This is a genomic window from Paenibacillus sp. N3.4, from assembly GCF_008017805.1.
Lineage (GTDB): Bacteria > Bacillota > Bacilli > Paenibacillales > NBRC-103111 > Paenibacillus_E.
Genome location: NZ_VRTT01000047.1, coordinates 20,560 through 46,106, shown reverse-complemented (window position 1 = coordinate 46,106; position 25,547 = coordinate 20,560). Strand labels below are relative to the sequence as shown.

General features: G+C 39.8%; 31 protein-coding genes, 1 tRNA gene and 2 pseudogenes. 28 read left to right on the top strand and 6 right to left on the bottom strand.

Annotated elements, in window-relative coordinates; genetic code table 11:
- The first annotated feature begins 49 nt into the window (after nucleotides 1-49).
- The 10 genes from yidC (at nucleotide 50) to FU659_RS21985 (ending at nucleotide 10,150) form a co-directional block, all read left to right on the top strand.
- A complete protein-coding gene (gene yidC, locus FU659_RS22030) occupies nucleotides 50-823 on the top strand; it encodes a membrane protein insertase YidC (protein ID WP_261807965.1) in 774 nt (257 codons plus the stop codon).
- Complete coding sequence (jag, locus tag FU659_RS22025; RefSeq protein WP_147949517.1) at nucleotides 820-1,437, top strand: RNA-binding cell elongation regulator Jag/EloR; 618 nt, start codon at nucleotides 820-822, stop codon at nucleotides 1,435-1,437. Before yidC ends, jag begins: the two co-directional genes overlap by 4 nt.
- Nucleotides 1,438-1,511: 74 nt before the next feature.
- Nucleotides 1,512-2,888: a tRNA uridine-5-carboxymethylaminomethyl(34) synthesis GTPase MnmE gene (gene mnmE / locus FU659_RS22020; RefSeq protein WP_147949516.1), complete on the top strand. Its 1,377-nt coding sequence runs from the start codon at nucleotides 1,512-1,514 to the stop codon at nucleotides 2,886-2,888.
- Between the two features lie 46 nt (nucleotides 2,889-2,934).
- Nucleotides 2,935-4,827, top strand: coding sequence for a tRNA uridine-5-carboxymethylaminomethyl(34) synthesis enzyme MnmG (gene mnmG, locus FU659_RS22015; protein WP_147949515.1), 1,893 nt, complete (start codon nucleotides 2,935-2,937; stop codon nucleotides 4,825-4,827).
- 3 nt (nucleotides 4,828-4,830) lie between these two features.
- Nucleotides 4,831-5,559, top strand: coding sequence for a 16S rRNA (guanine(527)-N(7))-methyltransferase RsmG (gene rsmG / locus FU659_RS22010; protein WP_147949514.1), 729 nt, complete (start codon nucleotides 4,831-4,833; stop codon nucleotides 5,557-5,559).
- 241 nt (nucleotides 5,560-5,800) lie between these two features.
- Nucleotides 5,801-6,616, top strand: coding sequence for a nucleoid occlusion protein (gene noc, locus FU659_RS22005; RefSeq protein ID WP_147949513.1), 816 nt, complete (start codon nucleotides 5,801-5,803; stop codon nucleotides 6,614-6,616).
- A gap of 156 nt (nucleotides 6,617-6,772) precedes the next feature.
- Nucleotides 6,773-7,531, top strand: a complete 759-nt coding sequence (locus tag FU659_RS22000; RefSeq protein WP_147949512.1) for a ParA family protein — start codon at nucleotides 6,773-6,775, stop codon at nucleotides 7,529-7,531.
- Nucleotides 7,532-7,539: 8 nt separating this feature from the next.
- On the top strand, nucleotides 7,540-8,400 hold the full coding sequence (locus FU659_RS21995) for a ParB/RepB/Spo0J family partition protein (protein WP_147949528.1): 861 nt from the start codon (nucleotides 7,540-7,542) through the stop codon (nucleotides 8,398-8,400).
- Nucleotides 8,401-8,539: 139 nt separating this feature from the next.
- Nucleotides 8,540-9,637, top strand: a complete 1,098-nt coding sequence (locus tag FU659_RS21990) for an aminotransferase class V-fold PLP-dependent enzyme (protein ID WP_397356270.1) — start codon at nucleotides 8,540-8,542, stop codon at nucleotides 9,635-9,637.
- Between the two features lie 18 nt (nucleotides 9,638-9,655).
- A complete protein-coding gene (locus FU659_RS21985) occupies nucleotides 9,656-10,150 on the top strand; it encodes a DUF4446 family protein (protein ID WP_147949511.1) in 495 nt (164 codons plus the stop codon).
- Here the strand turns inward: FU659_RS21985 and yyaC are convergent.
- Nucleotides 10,125-10,745, bottom strand: coding sequence for a spore protease YyaC (gene yyaC / locus FU659_RS21980; RefSeq protein WP_147949510.1), 621 nt, complete (start codon nucleotides 10,743-10,745; stop codon nucleotides 10,125-10,127). The genes FU659_RS21985 and yyaC overlap by 26 nt on opposite strands.
- Nucleotides 10,746-10,843: 98 nt before the next feature.
- On the opposite strand from yyaC, the gene FU659_RS21975 reads away from it, so the two are divergent.
- From FU659_RS21975 to FU659_RS37450, 6 genes and pseudogenes are all read left to right on the top strand, one after another.
- Nucleotides 10,844-11,080, top strand: coding sequence for a putative Se/S carrier protein (locus FU659_RS21975; protein ID WP_147949526.1), 237 nt, complete (start codon nucleotides 10,844-10,846; stop codon nucleotides 11,078-11,080).
- 18 nt (nucleotides 11,081-11,098) lie between these two features.
- On the top strand, nucleotides 11,099-11,926 hold the full coding sequence (locus FU659_RS21970; protein WP_147949509.1) for a mechanosensitive ion channel family protein: 828 nt from the start codon (nucleotides 11,099-11,101) through the stop codon (nucleotides 11,924-11,926).
- A 46-nt stretch (nucleotides 11,927-11,972) separates the two neighbouring features.
- Nucleotides 11,973-12,188 (top strand): DUF951 domain-containing protein, encoded by a 216-nt coding sequence (locus FU659_RS21965; protein ID WP_147949508.1) that lies wholly within the window; start codon nucleotides 11,973-11,975, stop codon nucleotides 12,186-12,188.
- 69 nt (nucleotides 12,189-12,257) lie between these two features.
- Nucleotides 12,258-12,345, top strand: a tRNA-Ser gene (locus FU659_RS21960).
- 151 nt (nucleotides 12,346-12,496) lie between these two features.
- Nucleotides 12,497-12,934: a hypothetical protein gene (locus FU659_RS37455; protein WP_261807963.1), complete on the top strand. Its 438-nt coding sequence runs from the start codon at nucleotides 12,497-12,499 to the stop codon at nucleotides 12,932-12,934.
- Between the two features lie 36 nt (nucleotides 12,935-12,970).
- Nucleotides 12,971-13,465 (top strand): annotated as a pseudogene (locus tag FU659_RS37450) (tyrosine-type recombinase/integrase).
- Nucleotides 13,466-13,732: 267 nt separating this feature from the next.
- On the opposite strand, the gene FU659_RS38950 reads toward FU659_RS37450, so the two are convergent.
- Together FU659_RS38950 and FU659_RS35705 are read right to left on the bottom strand one after the other, a co-directional pair.
- Entirely contained in the window at nucleotides 13,733-13,828 is a 96-nt protein-coding gene (locus FU659_RS38950; RefSeq protein ID WP_147949507.1) for a putative holin-like toxin, read from the bottom strand.
- A 196-nt stretch (nucleotides 13,829-14,024) separates the two neighbouring features.
- The gene (locus FU659_RS35705; RefSeq protein WP_187274305.1) at nucleotides 14,025-14,222 is read right to left on the bottom strand and encodes a hypothetical protein; all 198 of its coding nucleotides are present in this window, start codon (nucleotides 14,220-14,222) and stop codon (nucleotides 14,025-14,027) included.
- A gap of 907 nt (nucleotides 14,223-15,129) precedes the next feature.
- Between FU659_RS35705 and FU659_RS21945 the strand changes: the two genes are divergently transcribed.
- The 7 genes and pseudogenes from FU659_RS21945 (at nucleotide 15,130) to FU659_RS21920 (ending at nucleotide 20,708) form a co-directional block, all read left to right on the top strand.
- Nucleotides 15,130-16,425, top strand: a complete 1,296-nt coding sequence (locus FU659_RS21945) for a hypothetical protein (RefSeq protein ID WP_147949506.1) — start codon at nucleotides 15,130-15,132, stop codon at nucleotides 16,423-16,425.
- A 180-nt stretch (nucleotides 16,426-16,605) separates the two neighbouring features.
- Entirely contained in the window at nucleotides 16,606-16,755 is a 150-nt protein-coding gene (locus FU659_RS35700) for a hypothetical protein (protein ID WP_187274304.1), read from the top strand.
- Between the two features lie 823 nt (nucleotides 16,756-17,578).
- Nucleotides 17,579-18,345, top strand: a pseudogene (locus FU659_RS21940) (TIR domain-containing protein).
- Nucleotides 18,346-18,374: 29 nt separating this feature from the next.
- A complete protein-coding gene (locus FU659_RS21935; RefSeq protein ID WP_147949505.1) occupies nucleotides 18,375-19,292 on the top strand; it encodes a hypothetical protein in 918 nt (305 codons plus the stop codon).
- A gap of 15 nt (nucleotides 19,293-19,307) precedes the next feature.
- Nucleotides 19,308-19,727: a hypothetical protein gene (locus FU659_RS21930; RefSeq protein ID WP_147949504.1), complete on the top strand. Its 420-nt coding sequence runs from the start codon at nucleotides 19,308-19,310 to the stop codon at nucleotides 19,725-19,727.
- Nucleotides 19,690-19,965 carry a nucleotidyltransferase domain-containing protein gene (locus tag FU659_RS21925; protein WP_147949503.1) on the top strand — a complete coding sequence of 92 codons (276 nt, stop codon included), beginning with the start codon at nucleotides 19,690-19,692 and terminating at the stop codon, nucleotides 19,963-19,965. The genes FU659_RS21930 and FU659_RS21925 overlap by 38 nt, the downstream gene beginning before the upstream one ends.
- A gap of 308 nt (nucleotides 19,966-20,273) precedes the next feature.
- Nucleotides 20,274-20,708: a hypothetical protein gene (locus FU659_RS21920; protein WP_147949502.1), complete on the top strand. Its 435-nt coding sequence runs from the start codon at nucleotides 20,274-20,276 to the stop codon at nucleotides 20,706-20,708.
- 49 nt (nucleotides 20,709-20,757) lie between these two features.
- Here the strand turns inward: FU659_RS21920 and FU659_RS21915 are convergent, their stop codons facing one another.
- The 3 genes from FU659_RS21915 to FU659_RS21905 form a co-directional block, all read right to left on the bottom strand.
- On the bottom strand, nucleotides 20,758-22,122 hold the full coding sequence (locus FU659_RS21915) for a right-handed parallel beta-helix repeat-containing protein (RefSeq protein ID WP_187274303.1): 1,365 nt from the start codon (nucleotides 22,120-22,122) through the stop codon (nucleotides 20,758-20,760).
- 116 nt (nucleotides 22,123-22,238) lie between these two features.
- Nucleotides 22,239-22,514: a hypothetical protein gene (locus tag FU659_RS21910; RefSeq protein WP_147949500.1), complete on the bottom strand. Its 276-nt coding sequence runs from the start codon at nucleotides 22,512-22,514 to the stop codon at nucleotides 22,239-22,241.
- A 26-nt stretch (nucleotides 22,515-22,540) separates the two neighbouring features.
- Nucleotides 22,541-22,729, bottom strand: coding sequence for a YjzC family protein (locus tag FU659_RS21905; RefSeq protein WP_147949499.1), 189 nt, complete (start codon nucleotides 22,727-22,729; stop codon nucleotides 22,541-22,543).
- Between the two features lie 243 nt (nucleotides 22,730-22,972).
- On the opposite strand from FU659_RS21905, the gene rpsF reads away from it, so the two are divergent.
- The 5 genes from rpsF (at nucleotide 22,973) to FU659_RS21880 (ending at nucleotide 25,537) form a co-directional block, all read left to right on the top strand.
- On the top strand, nucleotides 22,973-23,260 hold the full coding sequence (gene rpsF, locus FU659_RS21900; RefSeq protein ID WP_147949498.1) for a 30S ribosomal protein S6: 288 nt from the start codon (nucleotides 22,973-22,975) through the stop codon (nucleotides 23,258-23,260).
- A 34-nt stretch (nucleotides 23,261-23,294) separates the two neighbouring features.
- Nucleotides 23,295-23,780 carry a single-stranded DNA-binding protein gene (ssb, locus tag FU659_RS21895; RefSeq protein ID WP_147949497.1) on the top strand — a complete coding sequence of 162 codons (486 nt, stop codon included), beginning with the start codon at nucleotides 23,295-23,297 and terminating at the stop codon, nucleotides 23,778-23,780.
- A gap of 23 nt (nucleotides 23,781-23,803) precedes the next feature.
- Complete coding sequence (gene rpsR / locus FU659_RS21890; protein ID WP_029196139.1) at nucleotides 23,804-24,091, top strand: 30S ribosomal protein S18; 288 nt, start codon at nucleotides 23,804-23,806, stop codon at nucleotides 24,089-24,091.
- Between the two features lie 213 nt (nucleotides 24,092-24,304).
- Nucleotides 24,305-24,616 (top strand): MazG-like family protein, encoded by a 312-nt coding sequence (locus FU659_RS21885; RefSeq protein WP_147949496.1) that lies wholly within the window; start codon nucleotides 24,305-24,307, stop codon nucleotides 24,614-24,616.
- Between the two features lie 6 nt (nucleotides 24,617-24,622).
- Complete coding sequence (locus tag FU659_RS21880; RefSeq protein ID WP_261807961.1) at nucleotides 24,623-25,537, top strand: YybS family protein; 915 nt, start codon at nucleotides 24,623-24,625, stop codon at nucleotides 25,535-25,537.
- Nucleotides 25,538-25,547 lie beyond the last annotated feature (10 nt).

Below are 25,547 nucleotides of genomic sequence, written 5' to 3'. Positions count from 1 at the left end.
AAATTGTGTTATAGTTTATGATGGAAAAGATATTTAGGAGGACCTCATTTTGACTCGTCGAATCTATATGCTTGCATCTCTTTCTGCGTTGATCTTATTGCTGTCTGGATGTAGTCCAACAACCGCAGTCTCGGCACCAATTGATCCTAATACCGCAGGTTTTTTCGTCAAATATTTTGTGTACCCGCTTTCTCAAACGCTCGACTGGTTCGCCGATCACTTATGGGGTCAATACGGTTTATCCATTTTGGTCGTTACGTTGATTATCCGTTTAATTATTTTGCCTCTAACGCTGAAGCAATATAAAAGCTCCAAGAAGATGCAGGATTTACAGCCAGAAATGAAGAAGCTGAAAGAAAAGTATAAAGATGACGCTAAGAAACAACAGGAAGAAACAATGAAGCTTTTTCAATCGAATGGTGTAAATCCACTTGCCGGTTGTTTCCCTATCATTGTTCAAATGCCAATTCTTATTGCGCTTTATCAGGCGATTATGCGAAATGACCATATTCGTGAGCATACGTTCTTATGGATGAATCTTGGTCAGCCTGACCATCTGTATATTTTGCCACTGGTTGCAGCGGCAACGACATTCATTCAACAGAAGTTCATGTCTTCTCAGATGAATCAGCAAATGAAAAGCTTGCTGTTTATTTTCCCGGTTATGATTTTTGTTATGTCCATGAATTTCGCAGCGGCCCTACCGTTGTACTGGATTTATGGTAATATCTTTACGATTGTTCAGTCTTACTTTATTTATGGTTCTCCTGGATCGCAAAAATCTCCTGGATCTCAAAATAATAAGGGTGGCCTGTCAAAATGAAAAAAATTGTGGTGACTGGAAAGACAATTGAGCTAGCGGTGAAATCCGGTCTTTCTGAGTGGCAAGTGACAGAAGATCGGGTACAAATTCATATCTTGGAGCAGCCATCGAGAGGGCTGTTCGGGTTCATTGGTTCCAAGCAAGCTAAGGTTGAGCTTGAATTGATCCCTGATCCATTAGAGGAAGCGGTCGCTTTCTTGCAAGATATGTTCAAAGCGATGCAGATTTCCATCACCATAGATACGCATAAGGATCGTGAAGGCTGGGTTTTGAATATGAGTGGCTCTGAGCTGGGTATACTCATTGGTAAAAGAGGACAAACTCTCGATTCCTTGCAATATTTAGTCAATATTGTTGCGAACCGCTACGCAAATTCTCACTTCCGTATCATTTTGGATGCTGAGAATTTCCGTGATAGACGAAAGAAGACGTTAGAGGAACTTGCTCTAAGACTGGCTAATCGTGTGATTAGGTCGAAAAAGGAAGTTATTCTTGAACCTATGAATTCGCAAGAACGTAAGATTATTCATGCTGAGTTACAAGGTCATCCGATTGTCAAAACTTATAGTAAAGGCGAAGAACCAAACCGCAGGGTTGTCATCGCTGTTAAATAATAATTACCCCGCAATGACTTGGATCATGTCATTGCTTTTTCTTTAAGATGAGGTAAATTCGAGGTGTAAATACTATGTTAAATGATACGATTGCTGCTATTTCGACACCGCTCGGAGAGGGTGGGATAGCGGTTATTCGTGTGAGCGGGGATGAAGCTGTTCCTTTGGTGGAACGCATATTTCGCTCAAAAACGAAATTATCTGTTGCAGAGACGCATACGGTACATTATGGATTCATTGTAGAACCTGTTTCTTCCGATAAGGTAGAGGAGGTTCTCGTTACGTTAATGAAAGCTCCACGTTCTTTCACGATGGAAGATGTTGTAGAGGTTAGTTGTCACGGTGGGATTGTATCGGTCAAGAAAGTACTTGATCTACTGCTGCAGCAAGGTGTGCGGTTAGCTGAACCAGGTGAATTCACGAAGCGAGCATTCTTAAATGGACGGATTGACTTGACTCAAGCGGAGGCGGTCATTGACTTAATTCGTGCCAAATCAGATCGGGCTTTTAAGGTTGCGTTGAAGCAAGTCGAGGGTAACTTATCTAAGCAAATTAAGGATTTACGTTACACTTTAGTTGAGTTGATGGCGCATGTGGAAGTAAATATTGATTACCCAGAGCATGATGTTGAAGAAATGACGAATGCTTTCATTAAAGAGAAATGCGATACGGTGATGTTAGCGATTGACCGTCTATTGGTGACCGCTGAGCAAGGTAAGATCCTTCGGGAGGGTATTGAAACGGCGATTGTCGGGAAACCGAACGTTGGAAAGTCTTCGCTTTTGAATGAATTAGCTCAAGAGAATCGCGCAATCGTAACCGATATTCCGGGTACAACAAGGGATGTTATTGAGGAATTCGTCAATATCGGGGGGATTCCTCTTAAGTTATTAGATACGGCAGGTATTCGGGACACAACAGATATTGTTGAGCAAATCGGTGTTGAACGCTCGAAAACAGCTTTAGCCGAAGCGGATCTCATTTTACTTGTTTTAAATAGTAATGAAGAGCTTCAATTAGATGAGATCGCCCTTATGAAACAACTTGCAGATAAACAAACCATTGTGATTTTAAATAAAATTGATTTAACTCGAAAGCTTAATGTAGACCAGGTTTTAAGTTATTTTTCTGCTGAACGCATTGTTGAGTTGTCTTTGATTGAAAATAAAGGTATTGATGCCTTGGAGAAAGCCATTGCCGGTATTTTCTTTGAAGGAAAGTTAGAATCAAGCGACTTAACGTATGTGAGTAACGTTCGTCATATTTCTCTGTTAAAGCAAGCGAAGCAATCCTTGCAAGATGCACTGGACGCTAACGAACAATATGTTCCTATTGATATGATTCAAATTGATATCCGAGCAGCCTGGGAGCAGCTTGGTGAGATAATTGGCGATTCCGTCGGAGAATCTCTGATTGATCAAATTTTTACCCAGTTTTGTTTAGGAAAATGAAAACAGATTACATTTTGTTTTCATAAAAGAGGGAGGAACGATTATTATGGGATATCACGCAGGTGATTACGATGTTATTGTCATTGGAGCTGGCCATGCCGGTTGTGAATCCGCACTGGCATCTGCACGTATGGGCTGCAACACATTGTTACTGACGATTAATTTAGATATGGTTGCATTCATGCCATGCAATCCATCTATTGGTGGTCCTGCGAAGGGCCACGTTGTTCGCGAAATTGATGCCTTAGGTGGCGAAATGGGTCGGAACATCGATAAAACTTATATACAGATGAGAATGCTAAATACAGGGAAGGGACCTGCTGTTCACGCACTTCGTGCTCAAGCGGATAAATTCTCCTACCAGCATAAAATGAAAGAAACCATTGAAGCTACACCTAATCTTACACTCCGTCAAGGAATGGCGGAAGAGTTGATTGTTGAAGATGGCGTATGTAAAGGTGTTATTACCAAAACTGGTGCTGAATATTATTCAAAAGCAATTGTATTAACGACAGGTACTTATTTAAGAGGAAAAGTGATTATGGGCGAATTAATGTATGAAAGTGGACCTAATAATCAGCAACCCTCAATTAAATTATCAGAATCTCTGCGTAAGCTGGGCTTTGACTTGGTTCGTTTCAAAACAGGTACTCCGCCGCGGGTTCATAAGGATACAATTGATTTTAGCAAAACAGTTATTCAGCCAGGCGATGATGATCCTAAGTTCTTCTCTTTTGAAACCAAAACAGGACTTAAGGAAGATCAACTTCCATGTTGGTTAACGTATACGTCTGAAGATACGCATGACATTATTAATGCGAATTTATACCGAGCTCCGATGTTTTCAGGGGCCATTGAAGGAACAGGTCCAAGATACTGCCCATCTATTGAAGATAAAATTGTTCGTTTCAGCGATAAGCCTAAACATCAAATTTTCTTAGAGCCTGAGGGTCGCAATACATCCGAGTACTACGTTCAAGGGTTGTCAACGAGTATGCCTGAAGATGTGCAGTTGGGCATTCTTCGCTCTATTCCCGGTCTGGAAAAAGTTGAAATGATGCGTACGGGATACGCTATCGAATATGATGCCGTAGTTCCTACTCAATTGAAACCTTCATTAGAAACAAAGTTGGTTAGCGGCTTATTCACTGCGGGTCAGATCAATGGGACTTCCGGTTATGAGGAAGCTGCGGGTCAAGGTGTCATGGCCGGTATAAACGCAGCACGTAAAGTGCAGGAAAAAGAAGCGATAGTTCTTGATAGATCCGAAGGATATATTGGTGTCCTTATTGACGATCTTGTTACGAAAGGAACGAATGAGCCTTATCGTCTATTAACCTCACGTGCAGAATATCGTCTGTTGCTTCGTCATGATAACGCTGATTTACGTTTGACGCCGATTGGACATGAAATTGGTCTAATTTCCGACGAACGCTACGAAACTTTCTTGAATAAGAAAGCTTTGGTTGAGCAAGAAATTGAACGCTTAAATTCAACCAAAATTAAACTAGATGATCAAGTGCAAAAATATCTTGAAAGCTTGGAAAGTGCGCAGTTAAATAATTCGGTCTCCGCAATCTCTTTACTTCGTCGTCCTGAAATTGAATATGCTCATATAGAGCAAATGTCCCCATCTCCATATGAGTTAGATGCGGAAATGAAAGAGCAAGTAGGGATTCAGGTCAAATATGCCGGATACATTGAAAAACAATACAATCAAGTTGAACGATTACGTAAGATGGAGAAGAAAAAGATTCCGGATGATATTGAGTACAGCGAAATCCATGGAATTGCTACTGAGGCTAAACAAAAGCTTGCGAAAATTAGACCCATTTCCATTGGTCAGGCATCTCGTATTGCTGGCGTAACACCTGCAGATATCTCCATTCTTCTTGTTTATTTGGAACACTATAACAGAGTCGTTGCGGCTAGAGGTTAAATTATGGATGCTATTCAACAACAATTTGTTTCTTTATTAGAAGTTCATAACCTTACACTTTCTGCTCAACAATTGGATCAATTTGAAATTTATTATAAAACGCTTGTTGAGTGGAATGAGAAAATGAATCTGACAGCAATAACGGAGAGAGAGCAAGTATACTTGAAACATTTCTACGACTCTCTCTCTCTTTCTTTCAATTTCCCTATGAGCAAAGCAACAACAGTTGCAGATATTGGATCGGGAGCTGGTTTTCCCAGCATTCCATTGAAAATAGCATTTCCTCATCTTCAAGTTACAATAGTAGACTCTTTAAATAAACGCATTCAGTTTTTACGAGAGTTAGTTTCTCTATTAGGTATTACGGATACGCAATGTGTACACGGCAGGGCAGAGGATATAGCTAGACTGCCACAATACCGAGATCAATTTGACCTTGTAACCGCTCGTGCTGTTGCACGACTTCAAGTTTTAAATGAATTTTGTCTTCCTTTTGTTAAGAGAGATGGGATCTTTATTGCTATGAAAGGTTCAGAAATTGAAGAGGAGCTTGTAGATTCTTCTTTTAGTTTATCAGAGCTAAGAGGTAAAATTGTGAAAGTGAATCGATTACAATTACCGATTGAAGAATCTGTTCGTCACTTTGTTGAAATAAAGAAAATAGGAGCAACGCCAGCTAAGTATCCTCGGAAAGCTGGATTACCTCTTAAAAGTCCATTAGTTAAGTCATAACATGTTCCACGTGAAACATTTACATACAATGTTCACCAATTTATAGAAGGAAAATCAGTTTGCGTGTTGAATTAATTATAGATAGAGATTCATAACATACTTGGCACGTTTCTGATTTCAATTGTCATCATAATCGCCGCAACCTTGACAAGTGATTTCGTCCTGTAGGGCGGAGAGGTCGTCTATCTTTGGATCGTATTGGTCGCTTAAACTACGGGAAGAGTTGGTGGTAAGTTTTCCTATGAAAGAACAAATTTCAAAGCTGTTTGGTCTTACTGATCGTTCATCGACAGACGAGGTCAAGAACATACCTGTAAATAGTATTATTCCAAGCCCCTATCAACCGCGGACCTTGTTTGATGAGGATCGTATTGATGAATTATGTCAAACGATCAGAACGCATGGAATTATTCAACCTATCGTTGTTCGTGTTAAGAATAATGTATTTGAGTTGATTGCCGGAGAACGACGTCTTCGAGCTGTTAAGAAACTGGGCCTAGACACTATCCCAGCGATAGTTCGCGATTTTAATGATTCTCAAGCTGCCTCCATTGCTCTTATTGAGAATTTGCAGCGAGAAGGCCTTACAGCCATTGAAGAAGCCGCGGCCTATCAACAATTAATCGAAATGCATGATCTTACGCAAGAAAGCTTAGCACAACGTCTTGGGAAGAGTCAGTCTACAATTGCGAATAAGATTCGATTGCTTCATTTAAGTGAGCCCGTCAAAATGGCTTTAATGGAACGGAAAATAACAGAGCGGCACGCTAGGGCACTACTTTCTCTTGATCAAGAAGAATTACAGGTTAAAGTTTTAGAAGAAATTATCAGCAAAGAGCTTAATGTTAAACAAACGGAAATTAAAATAAATTTTCTTAAAGAAGCCACAAAAATCAAGAAAACCCGTCGCGTTTCCTTCACTAAGGATGTTCGTTTGGCCTTAAATACAATTCGTCAATCCGTTGAAATGGTCACGAGTTCTGGTCTGAATATAAACACATCGGAACAAGATCATGAGGATCATTATGAGATTATTATTAAAATTCCTAAACGATAATGAGCATTTATTGCTACCTTAAACGGCGCAAGCGTTTTTTGCATCTTATTGACCAATTTATGAAATATAGATAAGGTAACTCGTTCCTAGATATGTTAAGATAGTAGTACTGTTTTATTTGGTATTTGGAACATAAGCGATTGAGGTGAAATGGTTTTGTCTAAAATAATAGCAATAACGAATCAGAAGGGTGGCGTCGGAAAGACGACGACTTCTGTGAATTTGGGTGCTTCCCTGGCATCACTAGGGAAAAGAGTGCTGTTAGTTGATATAGATCCACAAGGGAATACGACAAGTGGAATCGGTATCAATAAAGCAGATGTCGCGAATTGTATCTATGATGTTCTCATTAATGATGTACATCCTAAAGATGCTACAGTAGATACTAATGTCCCTAATCTTAAAATTTTACCGGCAACTATTCAACTTGCAGGGGCCGAAATCGAGCTTGTCCCAACCATTTCAAGAGAAGTTAGATTGAAAAAATCCCTTCATTTAGTTAAACATTTATATGATTATATTCTTATCGATTGTCCTCCATCTTTAGGTCTTTTAACCATTAATTCTTTAACAGCTGCGGATTCTGTCATTATCCCAATTCAATGTGAATATTATGCGCTTGAAGGACTAAGTCAATTATTAAACACAGTTCGATTAGTTCAAAAGCATCTTAATACAGGGCTTCAAATTGAAGGTGTTCTTCTGACTATGTTTGACGCCAGAACAAATTTAGGTATTCAAGTTATTGAAGAAGTGAAGAAATATTTCCAGACGAAAGTGTACCAAACGATTATTCCAAGAAATGTTCGTTTGAGTGAAGCACCAAGTCACGGGCAATCCATTATAACTTATGATCCCAGATCCAAAGGCGCGGAAGTGTATTTAGAGCTCGCGAAGGAAGTGATGTCCGTATGACAAAAGGTATGTCTAAAGGTTTAGGCAAAGGTTTAGACGCTTTAATTACCTCATTGCATATTGATGATAGTGATAAAGTCATTCAGATTCCGCTGTCACAACTTAGAGCTAACCCTTATCAACCACGAAAACACTTCAATGAAGATAGCATTAAAGAATTGGCCGATTCCATTAAAGAACATGGAGTTATCCAGCCGATTATCGTTCGTAAAGTTTTAAAAGGGTTCGAAATCATTGCAGGTGAACGTAGGTTTAGAGCTTCGCAGGTTTCCGGATTAGCAACAATTCCAGCTGTTGAAAGAAGTTTTTCTGATCAACAAGTAATGGAGATTGCATTAATCGAAAATGTGCAGCGCGAAGACTTGAATGCTATGGAGATTGCTTTTGCGTATCAAGGCATAATTGACCAGTTCTCTTTAACACAAGAAGAACTTTCAGCCAAGGTAGGGAAGAGCAGGTCGCATATTGCTAACTTCTTAAGACTTCTTCAATTACCGGAATCTATCAAACAATATGTTTCACGTGGAACATTATCGATGGGTCATGCAAGAGCAATTGTCGGAGTAAAGGACGATAAGACAAAGAAAGAACTTGCTGATACCACAATCAGTAAGCAATGGAGTGTAAGAGAACTTGAAGAGGCAGTAAAAATGCTTGAAGAACAACCAGGTACGGAAAAGGAAAAAGCAAAGCCAAAAGAAAAAAACAGAGATCCTTACATTAATCAAGCTGAAGAGCAGTTAAGAGATATTTTCCGAACAACAGTGAAAATAAAAAATCAGCAGGATAAAGGTAAGATAGAACTTCTGTATTATTCTAAGGATGATCTGAATCGTCTACTGGAATTGCTTCAAGGTAAGATTTCTTAAAATTAGATAGCATACCATGGTTTTCTTTCGCTAAGAAGGATTAAACTAAGGTATGCTATATTTGTGAGGAGAGGGTAGTGTGAATCCGATAATTTACTTTGATCAAGCTGCATCCTCCTGGCCAAAGCCGCCAGCAGTGATGGAAGCGATGATGCAATGTATGCATGAATACGCAGCTAACCCAGGCCGAGGCAGTCATCAGATGGCTGTCCAAGCCAGTAGAGTATTATTTGATACAAGAAAAAATTTGGCTCGCTTATTCAGCATTCGCAATCCGAATGATATAAGTTTTGCCTTGAATACTACGCATGCGTTAAATCAAGCTATTAAAGGATTCGTGAAGCCAGGCGATCATGTCATATGCACGAACATTGAGCATAATTCTGTTCGTAGACCTCTTGAGTATTTGAAGGCTGCTAATCAAGTAGAGCTTACTTATTTAGTAAATAACGAACAAGGCAATCTAAAGCTTGATGATTTAAAGCAGGCCATAAAGTCAAATACAACCCTTGTCGTGGTGAATCATAGTTCTAATTTATTAGGAACCATTATGCCTATAGCAGAGATTGGGGAGATCTGTCGTGCGCATGGTGTGAGGCTGTTAGTAGATGCGGCTCAGAGCGCCGGTGTGTTGCCTATCCATGTGGGTGATATGAATATCGATATGTTAGCCTTTCCGGGCCACAAGGGCCTTCTAGGGCCTCAGGGAACGGGGGGATTATATATTCATCCAGACATTAATTTGGAGCCATTGCTGCATGGGGGGACAGGGAGTCAATCGGAAGCTGTTCATCAACCGACAGTACGCCCTGATCGCTATGAAGCAGGGACTCAAAATACGGTAGGGATTGCCGGATTAAATGAGGGTGTTAAATTCGTATTGCATGAAACAGTCGAGAAGATACATGCAAAAGAATGGAGCCAGACACAATTATTAATGGGAGGACTTCTGGGAATTGAAGGAGTGTCGGTACTTGGACCTGCGCTTGGACAAAATAAAACAGGAATCGTTTCCTTTAATATTCAGGATGTGGATTCCTCAGAGGCAGCATTCATTCTTGATCAATCGTTTCAAATTGCCGTCAGAGCAGGGTATCATTGTACCCCATTAGCCCATGAAGCAGCTGGCACATTAGAGAAAGGTGCAGTTCGGGCGAGCATTGGTTATTTGACTAAAAATGAGGAAATAGAAGCACTTATTGACGCTGTCAAAGAAATTCGTGCACAATATGCATAAGGTAGGAAGAGGGATAACATGGGGGAAATGTTTGGCATTGATGGAGGGTTAATTGTTTTAATTTGTTTGGCCTTGATTATCGTATTATTTGTATGTATTCTCATTTTGTTTTCTAAATTATCATCACTGCGTAAACAATATGTACGAATGATAAATGGATCTCAAGCAGACAACATGGAAGAGTTAATCATTACTATGCAAAATGCGATCAACATGCAAAAGGCCGAATCGGTATCGATTTCAGCCCAAGTGGATCGTATTCGTGAAGTATTGACCAAAATGAAATCGAAAGTTGCGATTCACCGATATAATGCTTTTGGTGACAGAGGGGGCAGTGATATGAGCTTTACCATTGCGATCCTTGATGAGTATCAGGATGGTGTGATTCTAACTGGGATTCATAGTCGAGAGCAGACATATCTATATGCCAAACCAATTGTTAAGGGGCAATCGAATTACTCTTTGAGTCCAGAGGAAAAAGAAGCGATTAATCAAACTTTAAAACAGCCGTAGCACTTGGCACGTAAGCTTGAGAGCGTCGCAAAGCAGAATGAAGAGCGTCACCTATTATAGTAGCCATACTCATAACTAAGCTAAGTCGTGTATTTTGAAGAACAAAATACTCCATAAAGCCACCAACGTTAACGATGCCAGTAACATGGATATCTCCAACAGGCGGTAGATCTTTATTGACACCGGCACCAGGTTTAAGTGGTCCTTCAGCGACTTGAATGCTCCCTACGCTTGATACTTGGCCTAGACAAGCATCGACAGCTACGATGAAAGGATTTTGGAACTGTTTATGAATCGTTTCTACGGTTTCAGTTAAATTCAATGCATGAACAGGTTGATCCAAGGTTCCAAAGAGATGGAGGTTCCGAAGATTGGTACGGTTTAGATGCGTACCGACTAAAGGTCCGAGAGAATCACCTGTCGAGCGATCCGTTCCAACACAGATGACAACGATAGGTTGATAGTTTGGTAGCTTGCTGAAAATGGCTTGTAGATGTTTAGAAAGAAGATATGGGGTATCGGCATCTGTATGTTGGATTTTCAGTGGTGCTAAACGGTTATCTACGGATCCATTGGAACCAAATTGGAACTTCATAAAATCCCTCCAAGTGCTGCCTTCTTTTTTACTAGTATATGGAGAGATAGGGACATTTATACGTAGCGAGAGGAGTGATTTTCCTGAAACCTTCCATAATGCTGCTTGCTTTTGATTCTACGCAGCAGGCACTCCGTGCTGAAATGCTGCTAGAGTATGCAGATATCGAAATTGATATCAGGCCAACGCCAAAAGAAATTACAGCCGGATGCGCGTTATCTATTGAATTTCCGGGAGAGAATCTAGCGCAGGTAGAAGAAATTATTCAACTTGAGCATGTAGAAATAAGAGGCATATATATTAAAGAGGATGATAAATATGTTACCATGGAATGAAATTGGGAGGTCTTTTGAATGACCTTAGTAACGCAATGTTTAGATTGGATCCGCGAGCATGTTAGTAAACCAGAAATTGTTACCTCTATAATTTGGACAATAGCAAAGATTATATTGATTTATGTCATCTCGAAGGTAAGTATCAAAATTGCGGAGACTGCGTTGTCTCATATGATGATAGCAAGGGACAAATCTCCTCTTAAGTTTAATAGAAGAAGATCAGATACAATAAGTAGACTCGTACATAATTTAATCTCATACACGATTAATTTCATTTGCATCTTGCTGATTCTTGGGCAGGTAGGCATAAATTTAGGACCTTTATTAGCAAGTGCAGGGGTACTAGGGCTAGCTATAGGTTTCGGAGCACAAAGTTTGGTGAAAGATGTGATTACGGGATTTTTCATTATTTTCGAAGATCAATTCGGTGTCGGAGATGTGATTCAGATTGATCAATTCAAAGGGACTGTTGAAGAGATTGGGATTAGAGTCACGCGAATTAAGAGTTGGACAGGTGAGGTTCATATCATTCCGAATGGGAACATCAAGCAGGTAACGAACTTTTCAACGTATAACTCGCTGGCCGTGGTTGATGTAACCATTCCGAATCATTTAGATATTGATCAGGCAACTAAAACGCTGAAAGAAACGGTAAAACAAGTGCAGCTTCTTACAGAAGATATTGTCAAAGATCCTGAGGTGCTCGGTGTTCAAGTTGTTGGAAGTACAGACCTGAAGATTCGAATTATTGCCGAGTGCAAGCCAAATAAACAGTTTGATGTCACGAGACTCTTGAATACGGAGATCAAGAAGCATTTGGATATTACACAAATAGAGGTTTCCTAGACTGTAGGGTAGTTCGTAAAATCGGAAAAGGCGGAGGCGGACGAAGATGGAGAAGAAACAGTACCAGCTCGGTGATATTGTACAAATGAAGAAGCCGCATCCGTGCGGTTCCAATGAAATGGAAATTATCCGGATGGGCATGGATATTCGTATTAAATGTGTAGGTTGTAAACATAGTGTATTGGTGCCGAGAACAAAGTTCGAAAGCAAGCTGAAAAAGGTGTTGAGATCGAATCCGGAAAGCATAGAAGAGTCTTCATAAATCGATTAGGAAAAAGACTTGCGAGAGCCTGACTTTTTTGATACAATAAGTCCTGTTCTCGCTTTTCATGGAAAGGTACCCAAGTGGTCCAAGGGGGCTGACTCGAAATCAGTTAGGCGTCGCGAGGCGTGCGTGGGTTCGACTCCCACTCTTTCCGTAGATGCTTAAAAGATGCGCCAATGCGGTGTTTCCAGTACGTTATGTAAGCGAAAGCAGTCCGAAATAATCGAATAATAGCGCTAGCTGATCCGGTTTGACCTAACTGACTCGCTGCCTCCTACGTTAATGACGTAGGGGGTTTTTTATTTATGCGGATTAGTAAACGAGTTAATGAACAGAAAGATAAGCGGACGGGGCGCAATCAGGTTTTCGATCGCCAACCGTTGCCCGACGTTAATATACCGAACTATACACTGCGAGAAGTGATTGATTTCGTAATGAAGATTAATCGCGCCAATAATTTGAAGGAACGTACTCTCCACGGCTGCATCGCAATTATAGATTATTTCATAGAATGGATTTGCGCGAAGTACGGAGAAGTATCGATTCAAGAAGTTACCGCGTCGATAATGCGCGATTGCGATTATGTGCTTTGTTACGCGAATGAAAAGGGCTATTACGAAGGCCATCCGATTAAATTGGAGTTTAGTAAGGACCGGATCGGCTTTGCTCCGTTTGTAAACGTGCGTATACGGGTTCTAAGGACGTTCTTTAATATTCTCCACCAGAGGAAGGTAAGACCGTAATCTGGCTGTAAAGCTGTCCCTGATGCGTATCAGGACATCGATACGTTTCAGCCGCTGTCAGAAGACGAGCTTAAACGGCTGCTGCGAGCTCCAGATCAGAAGTCGTTCGTTCAATGGAGAGATTATATTGCCTTAATATTAATTTTGGATTCCGGTATGCGTCTGAATGAAATATGCCCACTAGAGAAAAAGGAGGTGGATTTCGTTAAAAAGCAGATTATTTTAACCGGCTGTGAAAAATAAGAATCGTAAATCTTGCGTTTACCTCTTTCAATTGATAATATCCGACTGTTAAAGCAACTTATCGCGGAGTCAGAGGAACACTTTACGAGTTCATTCGTCTTTACAACGAATTGCGGTGAGAAATTGAGCGAGAAGATGTTACAGAAGTCGTTTGTAAACTACGCGGAGAAAGCGAAGATAGATAAAAGGGTATCGCCGCATGTTCTACGTCATAATTTTGCAACGATGGCGGCGATCAACGGAATGGACGTATTCTTATTAATGAAGATGATGGGACATGGGATATAGCTACTACGCGAAAATATGTACAGATAAGTGGAGAGGATCTCTTGGAACATCATAAGCGGTTTAGTCCGTTGCCTTCCGAATAATGATCCGACACGTTTCGACACATAAGTATTAATGACGTATTAAAGTCAATATAATTATTTACTTCTATATAATACAAGAGTAAAATAAACATATACACAACAAAACCGAGGTCTCGAACACCTCGGTCGTTGTAGCAAAGCGATTCAGGTTTTTGTAAAAGTAGCTTTCATCTCATCGGTGAGGCTATTTTTTCTTTTGCATTTGAACAATTAAATTAAGCAATGTAATTATAAGTACGCCGAAAGCTATCATAAGCGTCATCGTCTCATACGTTGTCAAGAAGGATCAGAACCCCCTCTCATCCCATCCGCTAACTTTGCTAGATATATTATAGCATAAAATTCCTGTAAGTGAGGACGGGCAGTATTGTTGTGTTATTTCTACCATTTTCCACTTTGCTAATGCTATTATATTTTAAGCATTCGTAATCATCAACTGAGAATATTTGCGATTTGAGTAGTAGCGCAAGCCTTGGTTAATATGTGGATCTCGCCGGCATGGCACGAAGCAGGAGACGCCAAGCAGCGCGATTATCTGCACTGGCTCGCGCAGCAACTCCGAAAGGCGGCGAACTTACCGGATTAAGGAGCGAATGAATTACGTAAGTCTGCGGGGCTTCTGCAGGAGTAGGGCCGAAACCAATACGTCGCTTCTTTTTTCGTAGATTTCGCATTCTTCGTAATCATGAAAGGCGGAATCGGCGAGGTCGATGTACCGCAAGATTTCGCAAAGTAAGAACGTAACAAAGAGCGTCATCTTATCGCCTAATCGCGGTAGGGTGGCGCTTTTTTGCGGTTATGTGATGAAACTAATGGCGGGCTTAAATCGTATATAGTATAATAATGGAAAATTACGAATAAAGGGGAACGTAGTGACGCGTTTAGCAACGGGAATATCCGCTCTATTCTTAGCGATTCTAGTCGGTATATACTCGTACAGAAATTATACTACGGGGATGCTGTCAGATAGTTCTCCGTAAATAATATCAAGTGCTGCCGGTGCTGTAATCATGTTGCAGTACTTATTTGGTGGTGTGCTTTCATTTAAGGAGCTGAGGAGAGCGGAGTTGCTTTTCGTGGTTGCGTTAGTAGTGTCACTACTTACTGGGACATTTCTTAATTGGTGCTGATATTCACCGGTCTGTCTTTTATTTTATATCGAATGTCATTGAAAGCCTCAAAAGAAATAGTAGAACCTATGAAAGTTAGTTAAGCTAGAAACTCAAATTGAGCGTAGCTCCTTCGCGGGATGACTGTGCTTTTTTGCGTCAAATTAGAGTGGTACAGACGTTTCCTTGTCCGACGCTGAATCGCGCCTAATTTACGGGCTAGAAACGCTTAAAAACCTATTACGATTAAACGGCCACATAGAAAAGAAGTTTTGTCATGCCATTAACGTAAACGTATCATATTGTCACTTCTCTCTAATAACGAACAAAATGTAAGGCGAGACATCTATATTAATTGTATTGGTCAATTTATTAATTATCGAAATTTATGGTAACGAAAGTAAAGAGGTTTGTGAGATAATGTATCAAATAGTTATAGTTGCATAATTATTTAATAAATGGGGGGATATGAATGTTTGAAAAAATTGGATTTTCAGAATATCATAGCATCATAGAAAGCTATATTTTGAATGTGACCTCTTTAAAGTCATATGCAAAGAGTGTTGAGGCAGTATTTAGGAGTAAAAAAACATTTGAAGAGTCTTCTGAGAGCGAAAAATTCATTAGTGTAATTGAAATGATATCAAGATATAAAGCTTACCCAGAGAAAAATGAAGAATTAACAGAGGCAGTTGATATACTAGAAAATCATGTATATGAGCTTTATGGTATAAAAATTATATCTGATGGTGATGTAGTAAGAATGAAAAGTCATAGTAAAGCGGATTCTTTAATTAACGAATATAATCTCAATGCAAATCAAATTAATATTTTATATAAAAGCAGCATAATAAATCTAGTTGTATTCTTCGAAATATTAATATCAAAGTTAATAACAAAAAGAATATCTGAACACCCAAAGTCTATTAACATAAATGATAAGTCCTTAACATTCGATGAAATCGTTAGACTAGGGTCACTTGAAAATGCTCAAATGTTTCTCATCGAAAATGAAGTCGAGACAATTATGAGGAAAAGTTACTCGGATTGGTTAGACTATCTCACAAAAAATCTTAAATGCAATCTCAGTTTTATTAATGATTGTAATGACGATGTTTTTGAGATATTTCAAAGGAGAAACATTATTGTACATAATGATGGAATTGTAAATAATATATATCTGTCTAAGGTGAGTTTGAAAAATAAAGATAAATATAAGCTAGGTCAATCAATAAAAATTACTAATGAATACATCGAAGAATCGATAGATTTGTTAGAAAGGATAGGAATATTAATAGCATTAGAAATGTGGCAAAAAATGGAGAAGAAAAGCTCGGATAGGGAAGAGCTAATCATGCAATACGCATATAATTATATGCGAGCCAATAAATGGGCTCTTGCAAAAGATATGTACACTTTTTTTCTTGCAGAGAAGAGTGCTTCTTCTGATAGTCTTCTAAGAGCTCAAATAAACGTTTGGCTATGTATAAAAAGTATGAATAATTACTCTTTAATTAAAGAAGATCTAGAGGTGAAAGATTTCTCTGATAGAAAGGATATATTTAGGCTCTGTTTGCTTTCTTTAAAGGATGATGTTGATGGTTTCTTTTCTTTATTACCTAGTCTATATCCAAAAGATGTTACTTTAATAAATCTAAAAGAGTGGCCTATTTTTATCAGTATTAGAGAAAGTATGAGGTACAAAGAGTTTCTATTAAGCACTGAGAGTGTCTTGAGTAAGGAAGGCGAAGTTGTTTCAATATCCTAATATTGAAAGTTATTGTAACGCAAGGGGTATCATATTAGTTTGGAAATTGATGAAAAACCCCCGCAATCAGTGCTTTTGCTGTCTACGGAGGTTTTTTGTCGTTGTTAATACAATTTTGTTATTCCATTTCTGTGAAGCCCATTCCCGTATACCTATTACGAAAGTGGAGGTCGCATCCGCATGACTTACGGAGCAACGTTCTACCCAACGCCACCAGGCCGCCGTCGTCGTATTAGTGGAAAGACTCTCGCGAAGCTGCTAGAGTTCACGATCACCGTATCGGAAAAGAATTTTCATCGAAAGTGTGTGAGATTGATATTCGCGGAGTAGAGCTCGCGTCGGCTGTTGACAGCCATCGTTGAGCAAAGGGAATGACTAGCGCGGGGCATAGTGCGCCCCTTGCTTGATTCCGGCACGCCGCCCTCAAATCTACGCGATGAAATTATATTTATTTCTATTAATAGTTCTGACGCGAACGCTCTTGGCGTGGAAGCGTAGAGGAACGCGGCAGGCTCTTATGCTCCCGAACAGTTTCAAAACTGAACGCTAGGCATCCGTAATAGCAATGAGCGCTTCTTGTCCGAGAAGATCATTCGTCCAATTCATACGGCCAAGGCTACGCCTCGACCGTGCTATTGTTAAGTAACCGTCATACTTCTACGCCCGCGAAAATACAGTAGCACATCCTCTAGCAAGGCACTTAGCGCTTAATGCCTTATTGAAAATAACTGAACTAGTGGTATTCAAACGACTTCAGCGATTTGATGAACCTCCTAATAATGAGCTAAGGAAAGCAATTCAATGAATGAAAGATCGAACGATTGAAAATTTAGGTTACATACGAGTAATCGTTCATTTTTAGGATAGTAGAAGCTATATAGATACTATTTTCTTGAAGATAAAGGCAAAGAAATGTTCTTACGGTCATCCGAATAATAATGGTATGTACAAAGGAACTTTTTAAAGAAACTAGTAAGATACGATAGTATGTTATGTTTTTTAGAACTGTCTTTTTTTGCATACTTATGAACACAGTGTTCATAAGACATAACATATTTATAACCACAGGCGGGTAAGAAAGGGTCATGGTATTACTCCAAATATTGAAAACAATATTTTGTAATATTTTGTATGTTATAATTATTAATATTGCATGAATAGGCTAGGAGTGAAAAATAGTAATAATACAGTTATTTTCCAACTAAAGAGGACGTTACAAGATATCACAAGTTATAAAGGTGATTGGAAAAGGGCGGAAATTTTCAATAAATATGTTTCTGATATGAATAAGAGTATTAGGAAATTAGGATTAATTGAGTTTCATTTTGAACCTTTTCATTTTTCTAATACAGGAAAAACTATAAATGATATCGGATACGAATCTTTGATTAATCACATTAATATACTGGAAAGCATGTTTCCGAGCGTTACATCATCTAAGCAGTCTAAAGATGTAAAGCAAACCACACCGTCAGAGTTAGAAAGAAGTCGGATTTTTATTGTCCATGGTCGGGACAGGACAGCTTTTCTAGAAACAGAGAATATTGTTCGGAGAATAGGATTGGAGCCAATAGTACTTCAAAGGATGGCTAATAATGGTTTATCTATTATAGAAAAATTTGAAAAGTACTCAAATGTTAGATATGCAATTGTTTTATTAACACCAGATGATATTGGAGCCTTAAATTCTGAATACCCTGATTACAAATTTCGAGCAAGACAAAATGTAATTTTTGAGTTAGGTTTTTTTATGGCAAACTAGGCAGAAACAATGTTTGTTGTATCAATAGAGTAAATGTTGAAATACCGTCAGACATCGATGGTATTGTTTATCTACCTTTCAGGGAGTCTGTGGAAGAAATCGAGCTTCAATTGATGAAAGAATTGAAAGAAGCTGAAATTCAGGTCAATTTTGTATAACATTACATAAGATAAAATGGAGGCTTTGCATGGGCTATGATGCTTCAGTATACAAGGTATTAATTGCTTCGCCTTCTGATGTAAAAGAAGAAAGAGAAGCAATCTCACAAGCAATCTATGAATGGAATGTTGTAAATTCAGAACAAGAGAGAAGAGTGTTACTACCTGTTAGATGGGAAACACATTCCACTCCTGAATTTAGCGGAGGTAATCCTCAGGAGATATTGAATAGACAATTAGTTAGAGGCTGCGATGTACTTGTCGGGGCTTTTTGGACAAAGGTAGGTTCTCCGACGGAAAGATACGATTCAGGAACTCTTGAAGAGATTGAAGAATTCATAAAAGATAGAAAACCAATATTGCTATACTTTTCAAAACGAGATCTACCTAGGGATGTTAATCTTGAACAAGTACAAAAGTTAAGAATCTTTAAAGAAAAGTATCAAGGTCTAGGGATATACAAAGAATACGAAAATGCGTTACATTTAATTGGGTTACTTAAAGATGATTTAGTTAGAGTGATAAGATCAATCATGATTGACCCCATTAGAACTGAAGACAGAGGGGCTTTAGTTGTTCTCACTCCAAAGGAGGAACAAAGCACTGAAGATAGGTATAAAGAGATTAAAGAAAAGTTAGTTATATTATTTCGGGAAAATGAAAGAGTATTCCTAGAATATGGACCTTATAGTGTAAGGGCTCAACAATTTATTTCAGACTCAGCTTCAATCTGGGAAAAAAAATGTAGGGAAGTAATCATTCCCAATAATCAAAGGATTGTCGATCTTTTAAGGGAAAATATAGACCTAGTGCCAAAATCCAAATTACATATTTTTGATGCATTTATAAATCATGTTGAAGGATTCAAGGATAATCATCTATCAGAGTATAAAGATCGAAATGCTGCTACTTTTCCGAAAGAAATAACAAATATCTTAAATCCTTAGACATGGGGTGAGAACATGCCTGAATTGGGGAAATATGAAAAAGTCCCAAGACCAGAGAGCATACAGTTTTTTTTATCAAGAGTAGGTGGACATCCTAAGGTTACCGATGTCGAACAAATTGATAAACAACTTTTTCTGGTTAAAAAGACAAACAGAAGAAACCTGCGAGTTTTCCTGACTAATTATTATGTAGTTAGTGAAGCGGAAGTATATGAAATAATGTCTCAACATAAGGACCTTAACTGCATAATAACTATTAGCATGTGGAATAGCTATTCAAATTCAGGGAAAACAGCAGCAGCAAATAATGGAATTGCACTATTTAAAATAAATGAATTCATGGGTGCTTTATATGTTGATGGAGAAAAATTCATTAATTTTATCACTCGAGAGGAGCGTGAAAGAAGAGAGAGAGAAGCTAAAAGAGGCCATTAACATTTACGTATTTGGTTCTTCATTAGAGAATAATGAACCAAATGATCTTGATATATTGTTAATTTATGATTCGGACAGGGTTAAAATTGATGAAATTCTAAATTTCAGAACATATTTATATAACAAACTGAGCAAACTTCTTATGATTCCTATCGATCTTAGCATCCTGAGTATTCAGGAGGAAAACGAACTTAATTTTATTGAATGTGAATCAGCGAAAGAACTGGACATAAATTAACTTTAGATATACTCTGATATTAGACACTTAGGTTGGTTCAAATCATCTAGGTTATGTAATAAAGCTAAACCTGATAAGACAAGCCTTTCCTGGACTCGAAATCAGTTAGGCGTCGCGAGGCGTGCGTGGGTTCGACTCCCACTCTTTCCGTATCTATGGTTAGGGATTACATATGAACATTTTAAGAGCCTTTTACGTCAAATAAGACGTAGGGGGCTCTTTTGCTATCCACAGGGATAAAAGGGAAGACAAGGAAGCAAGATAAAAGCACGTCTGTGCAGAAGAAGGCTATGAGGAGGTAGAGACATATGAGAATATGGTTCATGATGATGATGGTGGTGGCTGTCGTGGTCACAGGATGCTCTAAGAAGGATGGGACAAGTACCACAAGCCCAGCAGCAACAACGACGGTACAGCCTTCTCCAGGGGCTCCTACGGCGACGGGAGGGACAAGTGGAACGCCAACTGGCGGAGGGACTGCAACAGGGACTCCTGGCGCTGGAAGCAGCACGCCTAAAGCAGAACCATTACCTAAAGTTACGAAAGCACAAGTTGAAAAAATTAGCTTAACCAGCACCTACGATGACATGGTGAAACAAACAGGGTCCAAGGGTAAATTAGCCAAAGAAGAAAATGGGAAGAAAACATATGAATTTGAGATTTCTGACCAACCCGGATATTATGTGGACCTTGTCTATTTTGACGATGGGAAAATGTCCGAGAAAAGAGTCTTTCAGAAATAAAAATAGGCCGTACTTCCACGCTAGAACGTGGTTGTATGGCCTTCTTCTTTTATAGAGCAGCAGTATTCGTGTTCGTGCCTTTGTCGATGAGCTTCTCGGTATTACCTGAACCGATGTTTCCATATATAATCGTTTCCCGGCAGCTGGCATCAGCAATACGCAGAGGTGCTCCGCTGCAGTTGGTTATACTATTGGTCACCAAGTGATTATTGTCACAGTAAGACCATTCATCTTTGCCCTTGGACGAAAGCAGAATACCATCACCTTTGCAATTACGAATAAGGTTGTTGCTGACTCGGTTGCTATACGCATTAATTAGAACAACACCCTTGTCGCGTATCGACGAGATTTGGTTATCAGTAAGAGTATTGGCCTGAGGCCGATTTTTTTTGGCATCCCCAGTGCCTTCCAGCGTAATGGCTTGATCGTCGATATCATTGAGGATATTGCCAGTTATTAAATTAGAGATGCAGCCGCCTCTGAGGCGAATACCAAAAGTGTAGCCCTTATTCCCGCTTGAATTTACTAACCCTTCGATTGTATTATCTCGAATGATGTTAAATTGGCACGGTTCTTCTTTGGCTCCTGATGAGAGATCGATACCGGACTGATAAGATTTCTGAATGTGATTGTTAGCTATTATCGCGTGACTGCTTCCATTCAGTAATGTAATACAGCTTTGGTACATCATAGTAAATCGATTATTTACCAGCGTATGGTCGTTGCCGTTATTACACCAGATACCATAGCCTTGGTTATCATAATCCAAGGCCCCGATAATACCATCAAAGAAACAATTATCGACGACAACACCGCTGGAATCGATAGACTTCACGCCATTGTCGATCATGGAGAAAAGACAATCCGTAATGCGAATATTCGTGGCTTTGGTCAGGGAAATACCGCACTCGATCAGAGGCATACTATTAGAAGCGAAGGATCCCAGCCCTTGGAAGGATAGCCGATGGATATGCACTTGATTGACGGCTGAACCGTTTAATACGCTGATTTTATTCATGGCGGCATGAAGGATACTGTTACTACCTGAGCCCATGAGGGTTATATTGGAGCTAAGACGCAGAGGCGTCTGAAGGAAATACATCCCCGCAGGAATGAAGACAATCCCGCCTGTTTGGGCAGCGCTGTCTATCGCATTTTGGATGAAGGGAGTGTCATCCTGGTCATAACGGCTATTGCCGCGAGCGCCGAATTCTTTGACATTATAAATGGTTGTGGATGCTGATGCCGCTTGAGCAGAACTGCCGGTTAAAAAAGTTTCTCCCGCTGCCAAAGCTATGCCAGCCGCACCTAGTGTAGACAACAACTTCCTACGACTAATGGCCTTGGAAGGTTGACCTGACTGGATGGCATCAGGGGACGTTATTTCCTGCTGTTTATGTATAAAAGGGTTCAAGAATATCACCTCGTTTTAGGATTGGTAGTTATAGTAAATTATATATGAAATCTACCAAAACGTGAAGGAGAATTAACATAAGAAATACCCCCAAACGAGTGTTTAGGGGTATGACATTATTTTTCTTGCTTTCTCTTCGTTCTATAACTCACGGAGTAACGGTCGATGACATAACCAACAAGCGTCCATGTAGCAATCGTTAAGACGTAGATGACAAGCATTCGCGTCATGGAAATGTCATAAATGTTGCTAAACGTAGAAACGAACCAAGCAGGCACGCTGAGTGCATAGAAAAGCATGTAAAAAGCATCATGATCATGAAATAAATAATGAACCAGACATAAGGCTGCACCAAGGAAGGTAAACAGCCAGGTAAACGTTAAAGTTCTCATGGCTTGATTCTCCTTGTCTTGTTCACTTACTGCCGTAATCCTTTGCGATGCCATTTGCGATTGTGATTGCTCGTTTCTGGGAACGTATCACCCTTTTTTAAGGTAACCGTTTTGGGATTGTTAATGCCCATGTGAAAAGCATTTTCACCTATTTCCATATACTCGCCATCGTTGGGAACATGATCGCCGGCATTGAAATGTGTCCATTCGCCCATTATGATCACCCTTTTCTCAAGAATAACAATCGTGTTTAGATTACCCTTAATAAAAGGGATCATGTATACAGCTGATTGCCAGCTTCATCCTTCTGATTTTTATGAGAGAAAAACTTGTAATATGTCGTTCGATTTGCTATAGTATTCAGGTGCGAGTTTTGAATAAGAATCCTCGCTCCTTGCTCCATTCGCTTGTTTACAAGTTTGAATAGGGGCCGCTTAGTCCAAAAGGAGGTGAAATACATGCGCAAATATGAATTGATGTACATCATTCGTACGGATATTGAACAAGAAGTCGTTCAATCTACGGTAGAAAAGTTCCAAGGCATCATCTCGAACGGTGGGGGAGAAATCTCCAAACATGACCTGATGGGTAAACGCCGTCTTGCGTATGAGATCAAAAAGTTCCGTGACGGGCACTATGTGCTGGTACACTTCAACGCAGAACCTGCTGTTGTAGCCGAACTTGATCGCGTACTTAAGATTTCGGACGAAGTTATTCGTCACTTAATCGTAAACGACGTAGCTTAATGCATGCCAGTATTTTCGTCAGGAGGAATGTTCTATGTTGAACCGTGTAATTCTTATCGGTAGATTGACCAAAGATCCAGAACTTCGTTATACACCAGCTGGCGTAGCCGTTACGCAATTCACACTGGCTGTAGATCGTCCTTTCACGAATTCACAGTCGAAAGAACGGGAAGCGGACTTTATCAATATCGTAACGTGGAGGCAGCTTGCCGAAACGTGCGCGAACTATTTGCGTAAAGGTCGTTTAACAGCAGTTGAAGGACGTATTCAGGTACGGAATTACGACAACAATGAGGGCAAGAGAGTTTATGTGACCGAAGTTATTGCCGATAATGTACGTTTCCTTGAATCCAGTAACAGCGGCGGAAGCCGTGAAGAAGGTGCAGGATCATCTAACGCAAACGCTAGCTACGGCGGCGGAAGCGGGGGCAATCGAGGCGGTGGATCACGCGAGCAGCAGGATCCTTTCATTGATGACGGAAAACCGATCGACATTTCCGATGATGACTTGCCATTCTAAAGTAGAAAGGACTGAACAAACACATGGCTTTCCAAAAAAGAGATAACAATAGTGAAGATCGCGGCGATCGCAAATTTGCTCCTCGTGGCAAAGGCGGTAAAGGCAAACGTCGTAAGGTTTGTTACTTCACAGTTAACAAAATCAAGCACATTGACTATAAAGATATTGAGACGCTTAAGAAGTTCATCAGTGAGCGCGGGAAGATTCTTCCTAGACGTGTAACTGGTACTTCCGCTAAGTACCAACGTGCATTGACGATCGCTATCAAGCGTTCCCGTACAATCGCATTGTTGCCTTACACAACGGAATAGGATTAGCCTAGAAGGCAGCTGTTTCTAACGGCTGTCTTTTTTGTATGCCAAGATGTCGATAGAAAGCAAGATAAACCATGATTTGGGATAAAATAAATATTGTTAAATAAGGCAACCGAGCAGCTTTGGAGAGGCTTTCTTTTCTTACTGTCTTTTGTGGTATAATTGAAGGTATTGAAGGTATAGTCTTTGTTGAATTGGGAGAGATGACCGTTGCCAAATAGGGAAAAGGATGTTGACCTAGCGAGGCGGGCCAAAGTCATTGAATGGCTCAAGACAGAAGTCGTAGACCATGTTGCCCATTTGCTCAAAGGGATATGGGAAGGAAGCCAGATTAAGATTGTCGATGGGTTAGCTAGTTTGATTTCCAGTGGTTATATTCTCGGCAGAAGATTAGGCATTTCCTATCGCAGTTTGGATGAAGCAATTGTAGATAAAATGAAGAAGCACCGCCAAGAGGGCCATCAACTTGAGGATTGGTACGGTGACATATCATCGTTGGAAGAACATTTACGTAAGAGGTGAGCCCGGTTGGGGAATCGAAGTTTGCAAGGCTTGATCTGGAGTGTTGTAACGGTCGTTCTATTACTATCGTTAATGACGCCAATCATTATTTTCACGTTTGGTCTACTCATGATTCCAGTTCTTATGTTATATGTTAAAACAAGCACAAAAGGGTTCGTCATTAGTTATGTGCTGAGTTTGTTAGTCGTCTATGTGCTTACCCAGTGGCATGGGGTTTTTCTGATCTCGGTATCGTTGTTTTTCTTACCTCCAGTGCTCGTTATGGGGAACTTATATAAACGCAAAGCCGCGGCACGATCTGTACTAACGGCAGGAACGATAACGCTTTTAGCCGAATCTCTGGTTAGTCTTGTTATGGGTTATGCGCTCGGGTTTGATCCCGTGGCCAAATTCAAACAATTCATGATCGACTATGTGACGACAATGCCCTCGACACTTAGAGTGCTTTTGCCCAAGGATCAGGATTATTACATCAATTACGTGGTGAATGTAATCCCTCTGTATTTAATATTTTTCGCATTATTTTACACCTTCCTATCTCACGGTATTAGCCGATGGCTGCTCAACAAAACCGGTGAAGGCATTCCGGGTTTACGGCCCATGCGCGAAAGAATGCTCCAAAGATCGCTGGTATGGGTCTATCTGATTGCTTTTGTGTTGGATTTATTTATCAATCCTAATTCCAACTCGCTAATCTCCACCATACTTATGAATTCTATGCCGCTTCTCATGCTGGCTTTTGCTATTCAGGCAATTTGTTTTTTATTCTATGTGGCACACGCGAACAAGTGGAGGCCGATATTACCTATCGCAGCGATTGTGTTAGTCTGTTTTATGCCGCCTCTCTTTATCGTGTACAGCTTATTAGGGGTATTTGATGTTGCGTTTCCAATCCGTGAACGGTTCAAGAAAAATTTATAGGATTAGGGGC

Bases quoted from the DNA above. Each gene is read 5' to 3' on its own strand.
- jag (WP_147949517.1), top strand. From the start codon at position 820: ATGAAAAAAATTGTGGTGACTGGAAAGACAATTGAGCTAGCGGTGAAA.
- mnmE (WP_147949516.1), top strand. From the start codon at position 1,512: ATGTTAAATGATACGATTGCTGCTATTTCGACACCGCTCGGAGAGGGT.
- mnmG (WP_147949515.1), top strand. From the start codon at position 2,935: ATGGGATATCACGCAGGTGATTACGATGTTATTGTCATTGGAGCTGGC.
- rsmG (WP_147949514.1), top strand. From the start codon at position 4,831: ATGGATGCTATTCAACAACAATTTGTTTCTTTATTAGAAGTTCATAAC.
- noc (WP_147949513.1), top strand. From the start codon at position 5,801: ATGAAAGAACAAATTTCAAAGCTGTTTGGTCTTACTGATCGTTCATCG.
- FU659_RS21995 (WP_147949528.1), top strand. From the start codon at position 7,540: ATGTCTAAAGGTTTAGGCAAAGGTTTAGACGCTTTAATTACCTCATTG.
- FU659_RS21990 (WP_397356270.1), top strand. From the start codon at position 8,540: ATGGAAGCGATGATGCAATGTATGCATGAATACGCAGCTAACCCAGGC.
- FU659_RS21985 (WP_147949511.1), top strand. From the start codon at position 9,656: ATGGGGGAAATGTTTGGCATTGATGGAGGGTTAATTGTTTTAATTTGT.
- yyaC (WP_147949510.1), bottom strand. From the start codon at position 10,745: ATGAAGTTCCAATTTGGTTCCAATGGATCCGTAGATAACCGTTTAGCA.
- FU659_RS21975 (WP_147949526.1), top strand. From the start codon at position 10,844: ATGCTGCTTGCTTTTGATTCTACGCAGCAGGCACTCCGTGCTGAAATG.
- FU659_RS21970 (WP_147949509.1), top strand. From the start codon at position 11,099: ATGACCTTAGTAACGCAATGTTTAGATTGGATCCGCGAGCATGTTAGT.
- FU659_RS21965 (WP_147949508.1), top strand. From the start codon at position 11,973: ATGGAGAAGAAACAGTACCAGCTCGGTGATATTGTACAAATGAAGAAG.
- FU659_RS37455 (WP_261807963.1), top strand. From the start codon at position 12,497: ATGCGGATTAGTAAACGAGTTAATGAACAGAAAGATAAGCGGACGGGG.
- FU659_RS35705 (WP_187274305.1), bottom strand. From the start codon at position 14,222: ATGCGAAATCTACGAAAAAAGAAGCGACGTATTGGTTTCGGCCCTACT.
- FU659_RS21945 (WP_147949506.1), top strand. From the start codon at position 15,130: ATGTTTGAAAAAATTGGATTTTCAGAATATCATAGCATCATAGAAAGC.
- FU659_RS35700 (WP_187274304.1), top strand. From the start codon at position 16,606: ATGACTTACGGAGCAACGTTCTACCCAACGCCACCAGGCCGCCGTCGT.
- FU659_RS21935 (WP_147949505.1), top strand. From the start codon at position 18,375: ATGGGCTATGATGCTTCAGTATACAAGGTATTAATTGCTTCGCCTTCT.
- FU659_RS21930 (WP_147949504.1), top strand. From the start codon at position 19,308: ATGCCTGAATTGGGGAAATATGAAAAAGTCCCAAGACCAGAGAGCATA.
- FU659_RS21920 (WP_147949502.1), top strand. From the start codon at position 20,274: ATGAGAATATGGTTCATGATGATGATGGTGGTGGCTGTCGTGGTCACA.
- FU659_RS21910 (WP_147949500.1), bottom strand. From the start codon at position 22,514: ATGAGAACTTTAACGTTTACCTGGCTGTTTACCTTCCTTGGTGCAGCC.
- FU659_RS21905 (WP_147949499.1), bottom strand. From the start codon at position 22,729: ATGGGCGAATGGACACATTTCAATGCCGGCGATCATGTTCCCAACGAT.
- rpsF (WP_147949498.1), top strand. From the start codon at position 22,973: ATGCGCAAATATGAATTGATGTACATCATTCGTACGGATATTGAACAA.
- ssb (WP_147949497.1), top strand. From the start codon at position 23,295: ATGTTGAACCGTGTAATTCTTATCGGTAGATTGACCAAAGATCCAGAA.
- rpsR (WP_029196139.1), top strand. From the start codon at position 23,804: ATGGCTTTCCAAAAAAGAGATAACAATAGTGAAGATCGCGGCGATCGC.